Origin of the sequence: Phenylobacterium sp. (assembly GCF_036821595.1) — a bacterium.
Classification (GTDB): Bacteria; Pseudomonadota; Alphaproteobacteria; order Caulobacterales; family Caulobacteraceae; genus Phenylobacterium.
In genome coordinates, this window is record NZ_DAISJG010000003.1 from 70,318 (window position 1) to 90,587 (window position 20,270).

General features: G+C 70.6%; 20 protein-coding genes. 11 read left to right on the top strand and 9 right to left on the bottom strand.

Features of this window, described 5'->3' with window-relative positions:
- Window positions 1–58 precede the first annotated feature (58 nt).
- Both topA and V7Z97_RS02895 read left to right on the top strand, forming a co-directional pair.
- Window positions 59–2,674, top strand: coding sequence for a type I DNA topoisomerase (gene topA, locus V7Z97_RS02890; RefSeq protein ID WP_334161311.1), 2,616 nt, complete (start codon window positions 59–61; stop codon window positions 2,672–2,674).
- Between the two features lie 137 nt (window positions 2,675–2,811).
- Complete coding sequence (locus tag V7Z97_RS02895; RefSeq protein ID WP_334161312.1) at window positions 2,812–3,612, top strand: alpha/beta fold hydrolase; 801 nt, start codon at window positions 2,812–2,814, stop codon at window positions 3,610–3,612.
- Between the two features lie 6 nt (window positions 3,613–3,618).
- On the opposite strand, the gene V7Z97_RS02900 is transcribed toward V7Z97_RS02895, so the two are convergent.
- A complete protein-coding gene (locus tag V7Z97_RS02900; RefSeq protein ID WP_334161313.1) occupies window positions 3,619–4,017 on the bottom strand; it encodes an MAPEG family protein in 399 nt (132 codons plus the stop codon).
- Window positions 4,018–4,118: 101 nt separating this feature from the next.
- On the opposite strand from V7Z97_RS02900, the gene rnr reads away from it, so the two are divergent.
- The 3 genes from rnr (at window position 4,119) to rpmG (ending at window position 7,482) form a co-directional block, all read left to right on the top strand.
- Window positions 4,119–6,434 carry a ribonuclease R gene (gene rnr / locus V7Z97_RS02905; protein ID WP_334161315.1) on the top strand — a complete coding sequence of 772 codons (2,316 nt, stop codon included), beginning with the start codon at window positions 4,119–4,121 and terminating at the stop codon, window positions 6,432–6,434.
- Window positions 6,435–6,499: 65 nt separating this feature from the next.
- Window positions 6,500–7,216 (top strand): NUDIX hydrolase, encoded by a 717-nt coding sequence (locus V7Z97_RS02910; protein WP_334161316.1) that lies wholly within the window; start codon window positions 6,500–6,502, stop codon window positions 7,214–7,216.
- A gap of 98 nt (window positions 7,217–7,314) precedes the next feature.
- The gene (gene rpmG / locus V7Z97_RS02915) at window positions 7,315–7,482 is read left to right on the top strand and encodes a 50S ribosomal protein L33 (RefSeq protein WP_012521869.1); all 168 of its coding nucleotides are present in this window, start codon (window positions 7,315–7,317) and stop codon (window positions 7,480–7,482) included.
- Between the two features lie 79 nt (window positions 7,483–7,561).
- On the opposite strand, the gene V7Z97_RS02920 is transcribed toward rpmG, so the two are convergent.
- Entirely contained in the window at window positions 7,562–8,926 is a 1,365-nt protein-coding gene (locus V7Z97_RS02920) for a PleD family two-component system response regulator (protein ID WP_334161318.1), read from the bottom strand.
- Between the two features lie 3 nt (window positions 8,927–8,929).
- The gene (locus tag V7Z97_RS02925; RefSeq protein ID WP_325458356.1) at window positions 8,930–9,295 is read right to left on the bottom strand and encodes a response regulator; all 366 of its coding nucleotides are present in this window, start codon (window positions 9,293–9,295) and stop codon (window positions 8,930–8,932) included.
- A gap of 108 nt (window positions 9,296–9,403) precedes the next feature.
- On the opposite strand from V7Z97_RS02925, the gene V7Z97_RS02930 reads away from it, so the two are divergent.
- Window positions 9,404–10,075 (top strand): hypothetical protein, encoded by a 672-nt coding sequence (locus V7Z97_RS02930; RefSeq protein WP_334161320.1) that lies wholly within the window; start codon window positions 9,404–9,406, stop codon window positions 10,073–10,075.
- 4 nt (window positions 10,076–10,079) lie between these two features.
- Here V7Z97_RS02930 and V7Z97_RS02935 read toward each other — a convergent pair whose 3' ends face one another.
- On the bottom strand, window positions 10,080–10,748 hold the full coding sequence (locus V7Z97_RS02935) for a hypothetical protein (protein WP_334161322.1): 669 nt from the start codon (window positions 10,746–10,748) through the stop codon (window positions 10,080–10,082).
- 105 nt (window positions 10,749–10,853) lie between these two features.
- Here V7Z97_RS02935 and V7Z97_RS02940 point away from each other — a divergent pair, with 105 nt between their 5' ends.
- The 4 genes from V7Z97_RS02940 (at window position 10,854) to clpA (ending at window position 15,794) form a co-directional block, all read left to right on the top strand.
- Window positions 10,854–11,717: an ROK family protein gene (locus tag V7Z97_RS02940; RefSeq protein ID WP_334161323.1), complete on the top strand. Its 864-nt coding sequence runs from the start codon at window positions 10,854–10,856 to the stop codon at window positions 11,715–11,717.
- A complete protein-coding gene (locus tag V7Z97_RS02945) occupies window positions 11,714–12,988 on the top strand; it encodes a DNA polymerase IV (RefSeq protein ID WP_334161324.1) in 1,275 nt (424 codons plus the stop codon). Before V7Z97_RS02940 ends, V7Z97_RS02945 begins: the two co-directional genes overlap by 4 nt.
- 148 nt (window positions 12,989–13,136) lie before the next feature.
- Window positions 13,137–13,466, top strand: a complete 330-nt coding sequence (clpS, locus tag V7Z97_RS02950; protein WP_325458351.1) for an ATP-dependent Clp protease adapter ClpS — start codon at window positions 13,137–13,139, stop codon at window positions 13,464–13,466.
- A gap of 6 nt (window positions 13,467–13,472) precedes the next feature.
- On the top strand, window positions 13,473–15,794 hold the full coding sequence (clpA, locus tag V7Z97_RS02955) for an ATP-dependent Clp protease ATP-binding subunit ClpA (RefSeq protein WP_334161325.1): 2,322 nt from the start codon (window positions 13,473–13,475) through the stop codon (window positions 15,792–15,794).
- 64 nt (window positions 15,795–15,858) lie between these two features.
- Here the strand turns inward: clpA and V7Z97_RS02960 are convergent, their stop codons facing one another.
- Window positions 15,859–16,770 carry a phytanoyl-CoA dioxygenase family protein gene (locus V7Z97_RS02960; RefSeq protein ID WP_334161327.1) on the bottom strand — a complete coding sequence of 304 codons (912 nt, stop codon included), beginning with the start codon at window positions 16,768–16,770 and terminating at the stop codon, window positions 15,859–15,861.
- Window positions 16,767–17,204: an HIT family protein gene (locus V7Z97_RS02965; protein WP_334161328.1), complete on the bottom strand. Its 438-nt coding sequence runs from the start codon at window positions 17,202–17,204 to the stop codon at window positions 16,767–16,769. Before V7Z97_RS02965 ends, V7Z97_RS02960 begins: the two co-directional genes overlap by 4 nt.
- A 56-nt stretch (window positions 17,205–17,260) precedes the next feature.
- Between V7Z97_RS02965 and V7Z97_RS02970 the strand changes: the two genes are divergently transcribed.
- Window positions 17,261–17,839, top strand: a complete 579-nt coding sequence (locus V7Z97_RS02970) for a DUF4287 domain-containing protein (RefSeq protein ID WP_334161330.1) — start codon at window positions 17,261–17,263, stop codon at window positions 17,837–17,839.
- Here V7Z97_RS02970 and V7Z97_RS02975 read toward each other — a convergent pair.
- From V7Z97_RS02975 to V7Z97_RS02985, 3 genes are read right to left on the bottom strand one after another with little or no spacing between them, the layout of a single operon-like run.
- The gene (locus V7Z97_RS02975) at window positions 17,836–18,999 is read right to left on the bottom strand and encodes a GNAT family N-acetyltransferase (protein WP_334161331.1); all 1,164 of its coding nucleotides are present in this window, start codon (window positions 18,997–18,999) and stop codon (window positions 17,836–17,838) included. The two genes, V7Z97_RS02970 and V7Z97_RS02975, sit on opposite strands and share 4 nt — an antisense overlap.
- Window positions 18,996–19,742: a glycerophosphodiester phosphodiesterase gene (locus V7Z97_RS02980; RefSeq protein WP_334161332.1), complete on the bottom strand. Its 747-nt coding sequence runs from the start codon at window positions 19,740–19,742 to the stop codon at window positions 18,996–18,998. Before V7Z97_RS02980 ends, V7Z97_RS02975 begins: the two co-directional genes overlap by 4 nt.
- Window positions 19,739–20,200, bottom strand: coding sequence for a RidA family protein (locus V7Z97_RS02985; RefSeq protein ID WP_334161333.1), 462 nt, complete (start codon window positions 20,198–20,200; stop codon window positions 19,739–19,741). The genes V7Z97_RS02980 and V7Z97_RS02985 overlap by 4 nt, the downstream gene beginning before the upstream one ends.
- Window positions 20,201–20,270: the final 70 nt, after the last annotated feature.

Genomic DNA, 20,270 nt, shown 5'->3' on the forward strand with positions numbered 1-20,270 from the left:
CTTCCGCCCTCCCCGAGCCGGGCGTCTTCGCCCGCGGAAAGTCAGATTCCCTAAAGATATGAACGTCGTCGTCGTCGAGAGCCCGGCCAAGGCCAAGACCATCAACAAGTACCTGGGCTCCGGCTACACGGTGCTGGCCTCCTATGGCCACGTCCGCGACCTGCCGGCCAAGGACGGCTCCGTGCGGCCGGACGAGGACTTCGCCATGTCCTGGGACGTGGACGCCAAGTCGGCCAAGCGCCTCAACGACATCGCCGACGCCGCCAAGGGCGCCGACACCATCATCCTGGCCACCGACCCGGACCGCGAGGGCGAGGCGATCTCCTGGCACGTCCTGGAGGTGCTGCAGAAGAAGCGCGCCCTGAAGGACGCCAAGGTCCAGCGGGTGGTGTTCAACGCCATCACCAAGTCGGCCGTCACCGAGGCGATGAAGCATCCGCGCGACATCGACATGGAGCTGGTCGACGCCTACCTGGCGCGCCGGGCGCTGGACTACCTCGTGGGCTTCACGCTTTCGCCGGTGCTGTGGCGCAAGCTGCCGGGCTCGCGCTCGGCGGGCCGCGTGCAGTCGGTGGCGCTGCGCCTGATCGTCGACCGCGAGCTGGAGATCGAGCGCTTCCGGACCCAGGAGTACTGGACCGTCGACGCCGACGTCTCGGCCGGCGGCGACCCGTTCAACGCCCGGCTGGTGAAGCACGACGGCAAGCGGCTCTCCAAGTTCGACCTGGGCGACGAGACCTCGGCGTTCGCGGCCCGCGAGGCGGTGAAGGCCGCGACCTTCAAGATCGCCGCCGTGGAGAAGAAGCCGGCGAGGCGCTCGCCGCCCCCACCGTTCACCACCTCCACCCTGCAGCAGGAGGCGGCGCGAAAGCTCGGCTTCTCCGCCCAGCGGACCATGCAGGCGGCCCAGAAGCTCTACGAGGGCGTGGACATCGGCGGCGAGACCGTGGGCCTGATCACCTACATGCGGACCGACGGCGTCCAGGCCGCGCCCGAGGCGCTGGACGAGGCGCGGTCGGTGATCGGCGGGCTCTACGGGCGCGAGTACGTCCCGGAGAGCGCCCGGATCTACAAGACCAAGGCCAAGAACGCCCAGGAGGCCCACGAGGCGATCCGGCCGACCAGCCTGGCGCGCAATCCCGGCAAGCTCCGCCTGGAGGGCGACCTGGGCCGGCTCTACGAGCTGGTGTGGAAGCGGATGATCGCCTCCCAGATGGAGAGCGCCCGCATCGAGCGCACGACCATCGACCTGGAGAGCGCCGACGGGAAGACCGGCCTGCGCGCCACCGGCCAGGTGGTGCTCTTCGACGGCTACCTGGCGGTCTACGAGGAAGGCCGCGACGATCCGGACGACGAGGAAGGCGGCCGCCTGCCGCAGGTGAGCGAGGGCGCCGCCGCCAAGGTGGTCTCCGCCAAGGCCGACCAGCACTTCACCGAGCCGCCGCCGCGCTATTCGGAAGCCAGCCTGGTGAAGAAGATGGAGGAGCTCGGCATCGGGCGGCCCTCCACCTACGCCTCGATCCTCACCGTCCTGCGCGACCGGGCCTATGTGCGGATGGAGAAGAACCGCTTCATCCCCGAGGACAAGGGCCGGCTGGTCACCGTCTTCCTGGAGGAGTTCTTCAAGAAGTACGTCGAGTACGACTTCACCGCCGACCTGGAGGAGAAGCTCGACCTGGTCTCGGCCGGCGAGCTGAACTGGAAGGTGCTGCTGCGCGAGTTCTGGCAGGACTTCCACGCCAAGACCGAGGAGATCGGCGGCCTGCGCACCCGCGAGGTGCTGGACGCGCTGGACGGGGCCCTGGCGCCCTTCCTCTATCCGCAGAAGGCCGACGGCTCCGATCCGCGGGTCTGCCCCACCTGCGCCACCGGGCGGCTGAGCCTGAAGACCAGCCGCTACGGGCCGTTCGTGGGCTGCTCCAACTATCCGGAGTGCCGCTACACCCGGCCGATCGCCCAGGGCGAGGACGCCGACGGCCAGTCGGAGAACGGCGACCGGGAGCTGGGGACCGATCCCGAGACCGGGCTCGTCGTCTATCTGAAGAGCGGCCGGTTCGGGCCCTATGTGCAGCTGGGCGAAGGTGACAAGCCCAAGCGCGCCAGCCTGCCCAAGGGCTGGAGCGCGCCGGACATGGACCTTGAGAAGGCGCTCCGGCTGCTGAAGCTGCCGCGCGAGGTCGGCGTCCATCCCGAGGACGGCCAGCCGATCCTGGCCGGCATCGGCCGCTACGGGCCGTTCGTCCAGCACAACGGGACCTACGCCAACCTGTCGGGGGCCGACGAGGTGTTCGAGGTCGGCCTGAACCGCGCCGTGGCCCTGCTGGCCGAGAAGCGGGCGGGCCGCGCGGGCCGCACCGAATCGGCGGCGCTGAAGGAGCTGGGCGCCCACCCGGCCGACGGCCAGCCGGTGCGCGTGCTCTCGGGCCGCTACGGCCCCTACATCAAGCACGGCTCGACCAACGCCAACGTGCCGCGCGGCAAGGAGCCGTCGGCGGTGACGCTGGAGGAGGCGGTGGCCCTGCTCGCCGAGCGCGAGGCCAAGGGCGGGGGCAAGAAGAAGCCGGCCCGCGCCGCCAAGGCCAAGGCGGAGCCCAAGGCCGCCGCCAAGAAGGCGCCCGCGAAGAAGGCTCCGGCGAAGAAGCCCGCGGCCAAGAAGGCCAAGGCGAGCGCCTGACCCACCGCTCGTCCCCGCGGAAGCGGGGACCCAGGTGTTCTGGTTCGCGAGCCTTCCGGTCCGCTGCGCCGGCCCGCTAGGCTGTGACGAGCAAAAGGCCTGGGTCCCCGCTTCCGCGGGGATGAGCGGAGTGTGGGATGTCGACGGCGCAGATCAACGGCCTGAACCTGTACTACGAGCGAGCCGGCGCCGGGCCGCCGCTGCTGTTCATCTCGGGGACCGGGGGTGACCTGCGCAACAAGCCCAACCAGTTCGACGGGTCCCTGCCCCGCAGCTTCGACATGGTCTCCTACGACCAGCGGGGGCTGGGCCGGTCGGACAAGCCCGACGTGGCCTATTCCATGGCGGACTACGCCGATGACGCCGCCGCCCTGATGGACCGCCTCGGCTGGGCGGACGCGCACGTGATCGGCGTCTCGTTCGGCGGCATGGTGGCCCAGGAGCTGGTGCTGCGGCATCCGCGGCGGGTGCGCCGGCTGGTGCTGGCCTGCACCTCGCCGGGCGGCGCGGGCGGCTCGTCCTTCCCGTTCCACGAGATCGAGCACCTGAAGGGCGTGGCGCGGGCCCGCTACATGATCCCGATCTCCGACACCCGCCGCGACGAGTCCTGGGCCGCGGCCCATCCCGACCAGTACGAGAAGCTGGTGGAGCTCGCCTCGGCCGATCCCTACGCCGATGAGCCGGGCCACGCGGCGGGCGCCCACCGGCAGCTGGAGGCGCGCGCCGGCCACGACACCTGGGACCGGCTGCCGGACATCGGCTGTCCCGTGCTGATCGCCGCCGGCCGCCATGACGGCATCGCGCCGCTGGCGATCCAGGAACGGCTCGCCGCGCGCATCCCCGGCGCGCGGCTGCAGGTGTTCGAGGGCGGCCACCTGTTCATGATCCAGGACCGCACGGCCACGCCGGCCATGGCCGCCTTCCTGCTGGGCGGCTGAGCCCGGTCAGGGCCGCCAGACGACGGCCGCCATGACCATCACCAGCCCGAGGGTCGCGGCGTTCCAGCTGAAGCTGCGGATCCACGGGACGCCGAGGGCGTAGAGCGGCAGGAACAGCACGCGGCCCGCGAGATAGAGGATCGCGCCGGACTGGCTCAGCCACCCGCCGGTCCGCCCCAGGGCCTCCAGCAGCAGCACCGCCGCGGCGAAGATGGCGAAGGTCTCCAGGAAGGTGCGCTGGGCCCGGTCGAGCCGTCCGGCCACCCCGCTCGGCCGCAGGTCCTGATCGCGCGCGCCCACCGCGTAGGCGTTGCCCACCTGGGCCTTGAAGGTGAACGAGGCGGCGGTCAGGTGGACCAACCCCAGGACCATGGCGCCGAACAGCATCCAGGATTCGACCGACATCGCCCTTCTCCGTGACCGCCGCACGCCAGCTTGGCCAGGAACCATAGCATCGGCGAGGAGCGCTCGGTGATGATCGGCGTTCAAAGGTGCTAAGCAACGCCATGGCCCGACCCCGCATCCCCAAAGCCGCTCGATTCCCGCAAGGGCTGCCCGACCGGGACACCCTGCTGAACTACCTGCGCGAGACCGGCGAGGCCGACCGCGCGGCCATCGCCCGCGCCTTCGGCCTGAAGGGCGCGGACCGCCGGGCGCTGCGGGAGATGCTGAAGGAGCTGGAGGACTCCGGCGCCCTCGCCCGCCGCGGCCGAAAGGGCTTCGCCGAGACCGGCGCCCTGCCCGAGGTCGGCGTGGTGGACGTGGTGGAGCGCGACACCGACGGCGAACTCATGGTGAAGCTGGCCAAGGCCGAGGACGCTCCGCTGGTGCTGCTGGCCCCCGACCGCAAGGCCGAGGCCGGCCAGGCTCCGGGTCTCGGCGACCGGCTGCTGGTGCGGTTCGTGCGCGTCGAGAGCGGCGAGTTCGAGGCCCGGCTGATCAAGCGCCTGGGCCAGAGCGCCCACCGGATCCTGGGCGTGGTCCGAAAGGCCCGGCGCGAGGTGCGCGTGGAGCCCGTGGACCGCCGCACCAAGGAGAGCCTGGTGCTGTCCCCCGACCAGGCCGAGACCCTGCGCGACGGCGACCTGGTGATCGCCCAGGTGGGGACCGCCGAGCGCCGCTACGGACCGAAGAGCGGCAAGCTGCTGGAGGTGGTCGGCCGCGAGGACGAGCCGCGCGCCGCCTCCCTGATCGCCATCCACACCCACGGCATCCCCATGGGCTTCAGCCAGGCGGCGGAAGCCGAGGCGGAGGCCGCCGAGCCGCCGACCCTGGCCGGCCGCGAGGACCTGCGCGACGTCCCCTTCATCACCATCGACCCGGCCGACGCCCGCGATCACGACGACGCGGTCTACGCCGAGCCCGACACCGACGAGAAGAACCCGGGCGGCTGGATCGTCTGGGTGGCCATCGCCGACGTCGCCGCCTACGTCCGGCCCAACAGCGCGCTGGACCGCGAGGCGCGCGACAAGGGCAACAGCGTCTACTTCCCCGACCGGGTCGAGCCGATGCTGCCCGAGCGGCTCTCCAACGGCCTGTGCAGCCTGCGCGAAGGCGAGAACCGCGCCTGCATGGCCGTGCGGATGGTGTTCGGCGCCGACGGCCGCAAGCGCTCGCACCGCTTCGTGCGCGGCCTGATGCGCTCGGCCGCCAAGCTGTCCTACGAGCAGGCCCAGGCCGCCGCCGACGGCGATCCCGACGACAAGACCGGGCCGATCACGGATCGGATCATCCGGCCGCTGTGGACCGCCTATGGGGTCATGAAGAAGGGCCGCGACGCCCGCTCGCCCCTGGCGATCGAAAGCATGGAGCGGAAGATCGCCATCAACCGCGAGGGCGAGATCACCTCGATCACCCCCAGGGCGAGCCTCGAGGCCCACCGGCTGATCGAGGAGATGATGATCCAGGCCAACGTCTCGGCCGCCGAGACCCTGGAGCAGAAGAAGACGCCGCAGATTTACCGGATCCACGACGCGCCCAGCCAGGAGAAGCTGCAGGCCCTGGTGGACTTCCTGCAGACCCTGGAGATCAGCTGGACCAAGGGCGAGGCGCCGCGCACCGAGCGGTTCAACCGCCTGCTGGACCAGACCCGCGACACGCCGCACGCCGAGATCGTCAACGAGGTGGTCCTGCGCAGCCAGATGCAGGCGATCTACTCCACCGAGAACATCGGCCACTACGGGCTGAACCTGGCCAAGTACGCCCACTTCACCTCGCCGATCCGCCGCTACGCGGACCTGATCGTCCACCGGGCGCTGGTCAGGGCCCTGGGATTCGGCGACGACGGCCTGTCCGACCGCGACATCAGCCAGATGAAGGCCACGGCCGAGATGATCACCGCGGCCGAACGGCGGGCCATGGCCGCCGAGCGCGACGCCACCGACCGCTACATCGCCGCCTTCCTGTCCGACCGGATCGGGGCCGAGTTCGAGGGCAAAATCACCGGCGTCACCCGCTTCGGCCTGTTCGTGCGGCTGGCCGAGACGGGGGCGGACGGGCTGGTTCCGGTCTCGAAGCTGGGCGGCGAGTACTTCGTCCATGACGACCGGGCGCACGCCCTGGTGGGCGAGCGGACCGGGGCGCGCTGGCCGCTCGGCATGGCGGTGACCGTGCGGCTGGAGGAGGCCACGCCGATCACCGGCGGGCTGCTGTTCGAGATGCTGAGCGAGCCTGCCCCGCCCGACCGCAATGCGCCGCGCCCGAGGCTGGGCGTCCGCGCCCGCGGCGACCGCCGCCCCGGGGGCCCCAAGCCGCACAGCGGCAGGCCCGCGGGGATCAGGACCGGCCGCAAGAAGAAGATGGGCGGCGGCAAGCGGCGGTGACCTGGGCGGGGCTGACGTTACGTCGCGCTTCCCACGGCTCCGGCGCGGGTCATACAGTTGTTCGCATGAGTGACGATCCGCCAGATCCGCCCGGCTTCAAGCCCGAGGGCCCGCCGCGCGTCCCCGGCCAGCGCGCCGTGCGGCCCAAGAACGCCGCCACGGTGATGATCATCCGGCGCGACGCGGCCAAGCCGCGGGTGCTGATGGGCCGGCGCCACGGCGGCCACAGCTTCATGCCCGACCGCTGGGTCTTCCCCGGCGGGCGGATCGACCGGGCGGACTATCGCGCTCCCTTCGCCACCGACCTGAAGCCGGACGTGCAGGCGGTGTTCGACGCCTATCTGAAGCCGGGCCGCGGACGGGCGCTGGCGCTGGCGGCCGTGCGCGAGACCTGGGAGGAGGCCGGCCTGCTGCTGGCGCGCCCGGGCCCCGAGCGGCCCTCCGCCGGCCCCTGGCGGCCGTTCATCGAGCAGGGCGCCCTGCCCGACCTCGAGGCCCTGGACGTGATCGCCCGGGCGATCACCCCGCCGATGGTCGGCAAGCGGTTCGACACCTGGTTCCTGCTGGCCGACGCCGAGCGGCTGATGAGCCTGGACCGCCAGGCCGACTGCGGCGAGCTGGACGAGATCGCCTGGGTGGACTTCGACGAGGCCCAGGCGCTGCCCCTGCCCTCGGTCACCCGGATGATGCTGCGCGAGGCCGTCGCCCGCATGGAGGACCCGCACCGGCCCAAGCCGTTCCTGCGCTTCCGGGCCGGCGGGATGACGCCGGCACACCTCTAGTGCATTGACTTCCCGCTGCGGATTCGTATTTTCCGCCGCTCTTTCGAACACCCGCCGGCGGTGCCCATCCGCTTTGGCCCCGCCCGAGGACGAGACCCATGGCGAAACCCGCCTCAATCAAGATCCGCCTGAACTCCACGGCGGACACCGGCTTCTTCTACGTCACCAAGAAGAACGCCCGCACCAAGACCGACAAGATGGTGCTGAAGAAGTACGACCCGATCGTGCGCAAGCACGTCGAGTTCAAGGAAGGCAAGATCAAGTAGGCTCACGCCTGCCGATCTTCCACGAAGACGCCCGGCCTCACCGCCGGGCGTTTTGCGTTTCAGGGCGCGTGTGGCGGACCTAGGCCGCGTGGGCGATGACGCGGTTGCGCCCGGAGGCCTTGGCCTCGTAGACGGCCTCGTCGGCGCGCTTGAGCAGGCTCTGGGGCGCCTCCTCCCCGGGGAGGCTGGTGGCCACGCCGATGGAGATGGTGACGCTGAGCAGCTCCTTGCCGCCCATCACCCGGAACGGCGAGCCCGCCACGTGCAGGCGGATGCGCTCGGCGATGCGCCGGGCGTCCACGAGCCTGGTGTCCGGCATGACGATCACGAACTCCTCGCCGCCGTAGCGGACCGGCAGGTCGACGGCGCGGACGTTGGAGGCCAGCCGGACGGCGAACTCCTTCAGCACCTCGTCGCCGACGTCGTGGCCGAAGCCGTCGTTGATCTTCTTGAAGTGGTCGATGTCGAGCACCAGCAGGGACACCGGATTGCCGCCGTGGGCGGCGCGCTTCATCAGCGCCTCGAGCTGGCCGGTCATGTAGCGGCGGTTGTGCAGGCCGGTGAGCTGGTCGGTGACGGCCAGCTCCAGCGAATGATCCAGGTTGTCGCGCAGGTGCTCGGTATAGCGCTTGCGGCGGATCTGGGTCTTGGCCCGGGCCGAGAGCTCCTGCGGGTCGATCGGCTTGGCCAGGATGTCGTTGACGCCAATCTCCAGCGCCTTCACCAGCCGCTGCCGCTCGTCGAAGTCGACGATGGCCAGGACCGGCAGGTTGCGGGTGGCCTCGTCCGAGCGCAACTGGGCGCAGAACCGCAGGCCGTCGAAGGCCTTGGCCCCGGCATTGACGATCACCAGGTCCACGGGGCCGCGGGCGGTGAGCAGGGCCTTCTCCGGATCGGTCTCGACCACCGGGCGGTGTTCGATGGAGAGCTCGACGCAGACCCGGCGGGCCTGGCGCTCCTGGTCGTCGACGATGAGGATCCGGCCGCCGGTGCCGCCCATGCGCGAGACCGCGCCGCCGATCAGGCCCATGCGCCGGCCCGAGGCCTCGCGCTCGCGCAGCTCGTCGATGATCGCCTTCAGGCGCGTCAGGCTGCGCACCCGGGCGAACAGCATCACGTCGTCGATGGGCTTGGTGAGGAACTCGTCCGCCCCCGCCTCCAGCCCGGCCACGCGGTCGGAGCGGCCGTCCAGCGCGGTGACCAGCACGACGGGTATGTGGCGCGTCTCCGGATCGTCCTTCAGCCGGCGGCAGACCTGGAAACCGTCCATGCCGGGCATCATCACGTCGAGCAGGATGATGTCGGGCTTCTCCGCCGCGGCCATGGCCAGGCCCGTGGGGCCGTCCTGGGCGGTCAGCACCTCGTAGTATTCCGCCGAGAGCTTGGCCTCGAGCAGGCGCACGTTGGCCTCGATGTCGTCGACGACGAGGATCCGCGCGGTCATCGCCTAGTCCAGGAGGCGCTTGATGGTGTCGAGGAAGTGGGACACCGAGATCGGCTTGGAGATGTAGGCCTCGCAGCCGCCCTCGCGGATCCGCTCCTCGTCGCCCTTCATGGCGAAGGCGGTGACGGCGACCACGGGGATGGAGGCGAGGTCCTCGTCCTCCTTGAGCCACTTGGTGACCTCGAGGCCCGAGATCTCCGGGAGCTGGATGTCCATGAGGATCAGGTCGGGGCGGTGCTCGCGCGCGAGCGACAGCGCCGCGAGTCCCTCGCGGGTCTGCAGGGTTTCGTACCCCTGGGCTTCGAGCAGATCATGAAAGAGCTTCATGTTCAGCTCGTTATCCTCGACGATGAGGACCTTCTTGGGCATTCGGGACCCGGCGCTGTTCCTTGAGGAGACCCGCAGTCGGCGATCCTCATCTCGCGCCCATTGATCAACCCGATATACTTAAACTTCGTTAGCCGCGTCCGGAGCGTCGTGTCAGCCCCCCTGCCCCAAGCCCCCCGCCTGCACCAGCTGGGCCTCTCCGTCGACCGGCCGCTGGTGATCGTCGACGTGGACGAGGTCCTGGGCCTGTTCATGCAGGGGTTCGGGGCCTTCCTCGCGGCGCAAGGCTACGACTTCCGCGTCGATCGCTTCGCCCTGTTCCAGAACATCTATCGCCCGGGCGCGGCCGAACACCTGCCGGTGGACGAGGGCAAGCGGCTGTTCGACGAGTTCTTCCGCACGGGCTGCGGCGAGATCGAGCCGACGCCCGGGGCGGTGGACGCGCTCACGCGGCTCGGACGGCGGGCCGAGATCCTGATTCTCTCCAACGCCCCGGCCGATGCCGAGCGGCTGCGGTCGGCCTGGCTGAAGCGGCACGGCCTGCCGCACCCGCTGATCCTGAATACCGGACCGAAGGGGCCGGTGACCCACGCGCTCGCCTCGCAGACGCCGCAGCCGGCGGCCTTCGTGGACGACCTGCTGCCCAACCTCGATTCGGTGGCCGAGCACGCGCCGTGGGTCGCCACCTTCCAGCACGTGGCCGACGAGCGGCTGCGGCCGCTGGCGCCGCGCTCCGACCGGCATGCGCGGCACGACGACTGGGCCGAGCTGGCCGAGGCCATCGAGGCGGCGATCGCCCGCCAGGGGCGACCGCGCGCCTAGGGCCTCAGCGCGTGGCGAAGCAGTAGAACTTGCCCGCCCCGCCGGACGCCGCGAGGTTCGCCTGGCTGCAGCCGCGGGAGGGGTGGGCCGAGTTCCAGGAGGTGGGGTTGGCGCCGCCGCCGGTGCGGTCGTGGTGGCCCACCTGGGCGGAGCCCTCACCGTTGGACGTCCAGTTGGCGCAGGTCAGGTTCGACGCGCCCGTGGCCAGCACGCCGTCGAGGGCCGAGCCGGTCAGGATGTCGTGCTGGTTGGGCGTGTCGCCGCGGCCGTTGACCACCGCGCCGGCCTCGGTGAGCGAGGTCTCCTTGCCGAGCTTGTTGGCGTCGGAGTGCAGGTCGGCCACGTCGCGGGCCACCATCTCGCCCTTGAAGTTGTACCAGGGGCCGCGGCCGATGCGGTCGCGGGCGTTCACGGCCGGCTGGCCGCCGGCGGCGTCGGCGCTGAGATAGGCCCGCCAGGTCTTCCTGCCGGCGCCCACGCGGGCGGCGAGCGTCTGGCAGTGCTTGTCGGCGCCGGCCAGGCCGCCGAGGTTCGCCCCGTCGCCCACCCCTTCGCTGGTGATGAAGAAGCTCATCTTCGGATCGGGCTTCGGCTTGTCCTGCGCCTGGACGCCGAACGCGGCCGCGGCCAGCGCAGCCGATGCGGCGACGCCAAGGACGATGCTCTTGTACATTGTATGCCTCCCTGTGGAGGGTGGGTTATAGCCTTCCGTAACGAAAAGCCGAAGGGTCGCAGGCCAGGCTCGGCGCGGCGGGAACAAATCAGGTATCAAGGGCCGATGATCCGCATCGGCGTGGACTTCGGCGGGACCAAGATCGAGGCCGCGGCGCTGGACGCCGAGGGCCGCTTCCAGGCGCGCGTGCGGGCGCCCTCGCCGAAGGATTACGACGCCGGGCTGGAGACGGTGCGGGCCCTGGTCGCCGAGGCCGAGCGGCAGGCGGGCGCCACAGCGCCCCGGGTCGGAGTCGGCGGTCCGGGTTCGGTGTCGCCGAAGAGCGGGCTGATGCGCGGGGCCAACTCGACCCAGCTCAACGGCCGGCCCTTCCCCCAGGACCTGGAGCGGACGCTGGGACGCCCCGTCCGCTACGCCAACGACGCCAACTGCCTGGCGCTCTCGGAGGCCACCGACGGCGCGGGAGCGGGCGCCGGGGTGGTGTTCGCGGCGATCCTGGGCACCGGCGTGGGGGCCGGCGTGGTGGTGAACGGCCGGCTGGTCGCCGGCCGCAACGGCTTCGCCGGCGAATGGGGCCACGCTCCCCTGCCCTGGCCGACCGCGGAGGAATATCCGGGGCCGCCGTGCTGGTGCGGACGCCAGGGGTGCCTGGAGCTGTGGGTCTCGGGGCCGGCGCTGGCCCGCGACGCCGGGCGCCCGGCCGAAGCCGTCGCCGCCCGGCCCGACGCGGCGCTAGATCGTTACATCGACCGGCTGGCGCGCGGACTGGCCATGGTCTGCGACGTGCTGGACCCGGACGCGATCGTGCTCGGCGGGGGCATGTCGAACGTGGACCTGCTCTACGACCGGCTGCCGGCCGCCATCGCGCCGCACGTCTTTTCGGACGTGTTCGAGACACCGGTGCGGAAGGCGGCGCACGGCGACTCCTCCGGCGTGCGCGGCGCGGCCTGGCTGTGGCCGCCGCCATGAAGGCCTTCTGCCGCGACTGCTTCTGGACGGGACCGCAGGCGGTGCGGCGCTGTCCGTCCTGCGGCTCGCCCAGGGTTGTGGCCCACGACGAGCTGGCGAGCCTCTCCATCGCGCACATGGACTGCGATGCCTTCTACGCCAGCGTCGAGAAGCGCGACCGCCCGGAGTTGCGCGACCGGCCGGTGATCGTGGGCGGCGGCCGGCGCGGCGTGGTCACCACCTGCTGCTACATCGCCCGGATCTCCGGCGTGCGCTCGGCCATGCCGATGTTCAGGGCGCTGAAGCTCTGCCCCGAGGCGGTGGTCATCAAGCCGGACTTCAGCAAGTACCGCTTCGAGAGCCAGCGGATCCTGGGGCTGGCCGGCGAGCTCACGCCGCTGATCCAGAACCTGAGCCTCGACGAGGCGTGGATGGACCTTTCCGGCACCGAGCGGCTGCACGGCGCGGCGCCGGCCCTGACTCTCGCCCGGTTGCAGGCGAGGATCGAGGCGGAGACCGGGCTCACCGTCTCCATCGGCCTGGCCGCCAACAAGTTCCTCGCCAAGATCGCCTCGGACCTCGACAAGCCGCGCGGCTTCTCGGTGATCGGCGCGGCGGAGGCGCAGAGCTTCCTCGCGCCCCGGCCGGTGGGCGTCCTGCCGGGCGTGGGCCCGGCCATGGTCGCGTCGCTGGAGAAGGCCGGCTACCCCACCGTGGGCCATCTCGCCCGGGCCGAGCAGAAGGAGCTGGCGTCCCGCTTCGGCGCGCACGGGCTGCGGCTGTTCGAGCTGGCGCACGGCCGCGACACCCGCGCCGTCAACCCGCACGAGGCGCGCAAGGGGATCAGCGCCGAGACGACCTTCAACGAGGACCTGTCGGCGCTCTCCGACCTGGAGGACGTGCTGGCGGAACTCAGCGAGAAGGTGGCCCGGCACGCCCGCAAGGACGGCGTGGCCGGACGGGTGGTGACGCTGAAGCTCCGGACCACCGACTTCAAGATCCACTCCCGGCGCAAGACCATCGCGCTCCCCACCCAGACGGCCAAGACCCTGTTCGCCGTGGGCCGCGAGATGCTGGCCCGCGAGGCCGACGGGCGGCCCTTCCGCCTGATCGGGATCGGCATGGCCGAGCTGGTCGCGGCCGACGCGGTGGAGGGCGACTTCTTCGCCGGCGAGGAGCGCCGGGCGCTCGCCTCGGAGAAGACGCTGGACACCCTGCGGGCCAGATTCGGCGCGGGCGCCGTGACGTCAGGCCGGATTCTGCGTGCAAAGGCGGCGCTCAAGGAGGATTGATGGGCGTCATGGCCCCCGATCGCGCGCCGCAGGCACAAAAGGGCGACCGCCGCACGGGGGCGTGACGATTGGGCCCTTCCAAATGGAAATGTTTTCCATATCTAATCCAGCAAGGACGGGGCGGTGGCCTCGTCAGGAGATCCGTTCGATGAGCGAACGCAAGCAGGGTGATAACGACACCGGCGTTCGGTCGGCCGTGATCACCCAGACAAAGCCCAAGACGCAGAAACCCGCGATGTATCGCGTGCTTCTGCTGAACGACGACTACACGCCGATGGAATTCGTCGTTTATGTGCTTGAGCAATTCTTCAACAAGTCGCGCGAAGACGCGACTCGGATCATGCTGCACGTACACCAGCACGGCGTGGGTGTGTGCGGGGTGTTCACCTACGAAGTGGCGGAAACAAAAGTGGCCCAGGTCGTTGATACGGCACGTCGGCACCAGCACCCGCTGCAGTGCACCATGGAAAAGGATTAGAGGCTCTTGCCTTCATTTTCGCGCCAGCTCGAAGAATCCCTTCATCGCGCCGTCGCCTACGCCAACCAGCGCAAGCACGAATACGCTACGCTTGAGCACCTGCTGCTCTCCCTGGTGGACGACGAAGACGCCGCGGCGGTGATGCGCGCCTGCGACGTGGACCTCGGTTCGCTCCGCACCACCCTCACCAACTACGTCGACAACGAGCTCCGCTCGCTGGTCGTGGACGACGGCGAGGACGCCAAGCCGACCGCCGGCTTCCAGCGCGTGATCCAGCGCGCGGTGATCCACGTGCAGTCCTCGGGCCGCGAGGAGGTGTCCGGCGCGAACGTGCTGGTGGCCATCTTCTCGGAGCGCGAGAGCCACGCCGCCTACTTCCTGCAAGAGCAGGACATGACCCGCTACGACGCGGTGAACTACATCGCCCACGGCATCGCCAAGAAGGCGGGCGTCGGCGAGGCCAAGCCCGTGAAGGGCGCCGAGGAAGAGGACAAGCCCACCGTCAAGACCGGCGGCGAGGCGCTCGAGGCCTACTGCATCAACCTCAACGAGAAGGCCAAGCAGGGCAAGGTCGACCCCCTCATCGGCCGCATGGCCGAGGTGGAGCGGGCCATCCAGGTGCTCTGCCGCCGGACCAAGAACAACCCGCTGCTGGTCGGCGACCCGGGCGTCGGCAAGACCGCCATCGCCGAGGGCCTGGCCCGCAAGATCGTCAACAAGCAGGTCCCCGACGTGCTCGCCGGCTCGACCATCTTCTCGCTCGACATGGGCGCGCTGCTGGCCGGCACCCGCTACCGCGGCGACTTCGAGGAGCGGGTCAAGCAGGTCGTCAAGGAGCTGGAGAACCACCCCGACGCGATCCTGTTCATCGACGAGATCCACACGGTGATCGGCGCGGGCGCCACCTCGGGCGGGGCCATGGACGCCTCGAACCTGCTGAAGCCGGCGCTGGCCTCGGGCACCCTGCGATGCATGGGCTCCACGACCTACAAGGAGTTCCGCCAGCACTTCGAGAAGGACCGGGCGCTCGTCCGGCGCTTCCAGAAGATCGACGTCAACGAGCCCACGATCGACGACACGATCAAGATCCTGAAGGGCCTGAAGACCTACTACGAGGACTTCCACAAGCTCCGGTACACCAACGACGCCATCAAGGCGGCGGTGGAACTGTCGGCGAAGTACATCACCGACCGCAAGCTGCCGGACAAGGCCATCGACATCATCGACGAGGCCGGCGCCTCGCAGATGCTGCTGGCCGAGGGCAAGCGGAAGAAGATCATCGGGCTGAAGGAGATCGAAGGCGTCGTCGCCAAGATCGCCCGCATCCCGCCGAAGTCGGTCTCGAAGTCGGACACCGAGGCGCTGAAGCAGCTGGAAGGCGACCTGAAGCGCGCGGTCTACGGCCAGGACGAGGCGATCGACAGCCTGTCGTCGGCCATGAAGATGGCCCGGGCCGGCCTGCGCGACGCCAACAAGCCGATCGGCTGCTACCTGTTCACCGGCCCGACCGGCACCGGCAAGACCGAGACGGCCCGCCAGCTGGCCTCCACGCTCGGCATCGAGCTGCTGCGGTTCGACATGTCCGAGTACATGGAGCGCCACACGGTCAGCCGCCTGATCGGCGCGCCTCCGGGCTACGTCGGCTTCGACCAGGGCGGTCTCCTAACCGACGCCGTCGACCAGCACCCGCACGCGGTGGTCCTGCTCGACGAGATCGAGAAGGCGCACCCGGACGTCTACAACATCCTCCTGCAGGTCATGGACCACGGTCAGCTGACCGACTCCAACGGCAAGAAGATCGACTTCCGGAACGTCGTCCTGATCATGACGACCAACGCCGGGGCCTCGGACGCCCAGCGCAACTCCATCGGCTTCGGCCGCGGCAAGGCCGAGGACGAGGTGGACGAGGCGCTGAAGCGGCTGTTCACGCCGGAGTTCCGCAACCGCCTGGACGCCATCGTGCACTTCAAGGCGCTCACCCCGGAGATCATCCGGCAGGTGGTGCAGAAGTTCATCATCCAGCTGGAGGCGCAGCTCGCCGACCGCCACGTCACCATCGAGACGGACGACGAGGCGGCGGACTGGCTGGCCAAGAACGGCTTCGACGAGCTCTATGGGGCCCGCCCGCTGGGCCGGGTCATCCAGGAGAACATCAAGAAGCCGCTGGCCGACGAGATCCTGTTCGGCCGGCTGGTCAAGGGCGGCCACGTCCGCGTGGTGCTCAAGGACGGCAAGCTGGGCTTCGAGATCGAGGGCGAGACCCGCGAGCGCGGCGCCCCGGTGATCGAGAACCCGGCCGAGGAGGACGCCGCCGAGCTCACCGAGTAGGCGGCCTCCGGACACGGAACGAGAGCCCCGGACCGCGAGGTCCGGGGCTTTTTCGTGGGCGGTCTCAGAGGATGTGCAGCGGCCGGAGGACCCGCTTGAGGAATTCGGCCACCAGGGGCTTCACGCCCGGGAAGACCGCCCTGCCCCCGCGCCTCGGCCACGCCCAGCCGCCGGCCGCGATGTCGGCCGGCAGGCGCAGGGCGAGCCGCTCGGCGTCCACGTCGGAGACCATGGGCGTGTAGTAGAGGCAGTCGTCGAAGTACCAGTGGACCACCAGCGAGCGGCGGGTCGACGCCGGGTCGGTCACCGGCGAGCCGCCGTGGGCGAGGTTGGCCGCCCAGACGAAGGCCCAGCCCTTCTTCACCAGCGCCAGCTCCTCGGGGAGGCCGGTGGCGGCGAGGCGCTCGGCGAACCGCTTCACGAAGTGGCTCTCGTAGTGTTCGGGCGTCGGGCGGGGTTCGTTCACCCCCGCGTCGCGCATGGTCATCACCGGCAGGCGGTGGGAGCCCGGACGGTAGACCAGCGGCCCCGCCCCCGGCTGCACGTCCTCCAGCGCGATCCAGACCCCGCACATGAAGCGCTCGGGGACGCTGTGGAAGTGGATGGTGTCGGGGTGCAGGCCCTGCTGGCTGCCCCTCAGGAAGTTCAGGGTCTGGAACGGGAAGGCGCGGCGGCCGTAGGCGGCCTGCAGCAGGCGGGCGACCTCCGGCCAGGCGGCGAGCCGCCTCACCGCCCGGGAGCGTAACCAGGCGTCCTGGATTCGGTTGGCTCCGGGGCGGCGGGCGAAGTGCGGATCGGTGTCGGCGACCGCCCGGTCGCAGAGGGCGCGGGCCTCGTCACCGAGGTCGACGAGGGCGTAGCCCTTCTCCGACAGGCTGCGGACGAAGGCCTCGGTCCCGGCGTCGAAGCGGTGGGCGGCCAGATAGGCCTCGAGGTCGGCTCCCTCGAAGGGCGGGACCGACGGGGGCGAGCTCACGTGATCTGGGCCGCGATCTGCTGGGCCAGCGCCTTAAGCTCCTCGGCGTCGGCCATCTGGCCGCCGGCGTGGCGGCCCACCGGCACGCCCTCCCAGCGCGGGATGATGTGGACGTGCAGGTGGTAGACCGTCTGGCCGGCCGGAGCGCCGTTGAACTGGGTGATCACGATCCCGTCCGGCTTGAGCGCCGCGCGCACCGCGCGGGCCACGCGCTGAACCCCGAGGACGAGTTCCGAGAGCACCTGCGGCTCCTCCTCCAGGAGGTTGCGCGCCCGGGAGTGCTTGGGGATCACCAGGGTGTGCCCCTTCGACTGCGGGAAGACGTCCATGAAGGCGAAGACGTGCTCGTCCTCGAAGACCCGGGCGGCGGGCATCTCGCCCCGCAGGATCCTGGCGAAGATGTTGCCGTCGTCGTAGGTCCCGTCCAAGCTCATCCCGCGCTCCTCGAACTCAAGGCGATCACGGGTAGCAAATCACCCCGGAGTGGGAAATGTCCGACAAGCCCGCGAGCATGACGGCCCGCCAGGAGAAGTGGTTCGCCTCCATCCTCGACAGCATGGAGCGCGAGACCGGCAAGAGCCTGGACGAATGGGTGGCGATCGCCCGCACCTGCCCGGAGACCAAACCCCGCGCCCGCAAGGCCTGGTTCAAGGAGCATCACGGAATCGGGACGAACCGCGCGAGCGTCATCCTGGGCAAGGCCTTCCCCGAGACCGCGCACTGGGCCGAGCCCGACAGCCTTCGCGACACGTTGTGGGCCGATCCGGCGTCGCGCGCGGTGCTGGAGGCGGTGGAGGCGGCGGTGGCGGACCTGCCCGGCCTCATGTCGTCCCAGCGCAAGGGCTTCACCGCCTTCTCGAAGGAATTCCAGTTCGCAGCCGTTCGACCGTCGAAGGGCGGGGCCGCCCGCCTGGGCCTGGCGGTGGACCCCGGCGCCGCCCCCCGCCTGCAGCCGCCGAAGAACGAAGGCTGGAGCGAACGGCTGAAGGCCGTCCTTCCGCTGTCGTCACCCGCGGACGTCGACGACGGCGTGAAGGCCCTGCTGCAGGCGGCCTGGGCGCGGTCCTAGTCCTCGTTGCGGAACGGTGAATACTCCTCCGCCAGCCATTCCATCTCCTGCTCCACGCCCTCACGCTCCTGGCGCAGGAAGCGCTCGACGGGCGCGCGCAGGGCCGGGTCGGCGATGTAGTGGGCGGAGTAGACGGGCTTCGGCAGGTAGCCGCGGGCGATCTTGTGCTGGCCCTGGGCGCCGGCCTCCACGCGGGGCAGGCCGTGGTCGATCGCCCATTCGATGGCCTGGTAGTAGCAGAGCTCGAAGTGGAGGAAGGGCACGTCCTCCACGCAGCCCCAGTTGCGGCCGTAGAGGCAGTCGTCGCCGATCAGGTTGAGCGCGCCGGCGATCCAGCGGCCCTGGCGGCGGGCCATGACCAGCAGCACCCGGTCGGCCATCCCCTCGCCCAGCAGGGAGAAGAACATCCGCGTCAGGTACGGCCGGCCCCACTTGCGCGAGCCGGTGTCCATGTAGAAGGCGAAGAAGGCGTCCCAGTGGGCCTCGGTGATCGCCGCCCCGGTCAGGCAGTGGATCTCCACCTGGCCCTGCGCGTCGCGGCGCTCGCGGCGGATGGTCTTGCGCCGCCCCGAGGAGAGCGCGCCCAGGAAGGCGTCGAAGTCGGCGTAGCCGCGGTTCTCCCAATGGTACTGCTGGCCCTCGCGCAGCGCGAGCCCCTGCCCGCCCATCCAGCGCCATTCGGCCTCGGTGGGGAAGTTCACGTGCAGGGAGGAGACCTCGTAGCGCTCGCAGACGGTGAGCGCGCCGCCCAGGAGGAGCGCCCTGCCCTCCTCGGCATCGACGTCGGGCCGGACCAGCAGCCGGGGCCCGGTGGCCGGCGTGAACGGCGCGGCCGAGAGCAGCTTCGGATAGTACTTGCCCCCCGCTCTTTCGTACGCATCGGCCCAGGCGTGGTCGAAGACGTATTCCCCCTGGCTGTGGGACTTCAGGTAGAGCGGCATGACGGCGGCCACCCGGCCGGCCTCGTCCTCGACAGAGAGGTGCTGCGGCCCCCAGCCGGTCTGCTCGACGGCGCAGTTGGCCTCCTCCAGGGCGTGCAGGAAATCGTAGCTGACGAAGGGGTTGCCGGCGTAGGCGGGATTGCCGGCGCAGGCGTCCCAGGCCTCGCGGCCGATCTCGGAGATGCGGCGGCTGAGCCGGACCGCCGGCTTCAGGCTCACGCTCTGAAGCCCTCGAAGATCAGGTTGTCGCAGCCGTCCTTCACGGCCTCCCACTGGGCCGGGTCGCGGACCGTCCAGGCGACGACCGGCATGCCCTGGGCGCGCAGCTCGGCGGCGCGGGGGCTGGGCAGCATGTCGAGGCCCAGCGCCAGGAAGTGCGGCCGGGCGATGGCGACATGCTCGAGGTTGGCGTAGGCGCGGCGCTGGTCCTCGCTGATGTGCGGGGCCTTGCGGTAGGAATAGCTGTCGAGGCCCCGCAGGACGCCCGGGAAGCGCTCGGCGAACCAGGCGTGGCTGTAGGGGTTGAAGCCGATCACGCAGAGCGGCCCGGCGTGGTCGACGATGATCTCGTGCACCCGCTGCTCGAGCGGTCCGACACGGCCCGGCGGCGTCTTCAGCTCGATGTGCACCATGGCCCGGTGGCCGATGAGGGCGAGCGTCTCGGCGAGCGTGGGGATGGCCTCGTCCGTACCCGCCAGGCGCAGGGCGGCGAGATCGGTGGAGGTGCGGTCGGAGAGCCGGCCATCGGCGCCGGTCATCCGCTTCAGGTCCTCGTCGTGGAAGACCATGGCCTCGCCGTCGGCCGAGATCTGGACGTCCAGCTCGATGCCGTAGCCGGCGGCGCAGGCGGCCTGGAAGGCGCCCAGCGAGTTCTCCGGCGGCCCGTCGGGGCTCCAGAGCCCCCGATGCGCGATCGGCGGCTGGAAGAGAAGGTCCCAGGCCTCGCCGAAGCGCGCCCTCACGACACCTGCACCACCGCGTCGACCTCCACCGCAAAGCCCAGCGGCAGGCGGTAGACGCCCACGGCCGAGCGGGCGTGGCGGCCGGCGTCGCCGAAGGCCTCGACCATCAGGTCGGAGCAGCCGTTCACGACCTGCGGGATGTCGTAGAAGCCGGGGCCGGCCTGGACGAAGCCGCCGAGCTTCACCACCCGCACCACCCGGTCGAGGTCGCCGTCGCAGGCGGCCTTCATCTGGGCCAGCAGGTTGACGCCGCACAGGCGCGCCGCGGCGCGGGCCCGGTCGGCGTCGACGTCCTCCCCGACGATCCCCTTGATCCCGCCCTCGGCGTCGACCGAGACCTGGCCGGAGATGTGGACGAGATCGCCGGCGCGCACGAAGGGCACGTAGTTGGCGACGGGCGGGTTGGGCCTGGGCAGGGTGATCCCCAGCGCGGCGAGACGGTCTTCAACCTGTGACATGGGAAGTGGTCTAGCGCTCCGCCCCAAACGAGAAAAGGCCCGGACCTGAGGTCCGGGCCTTCCACGTTCC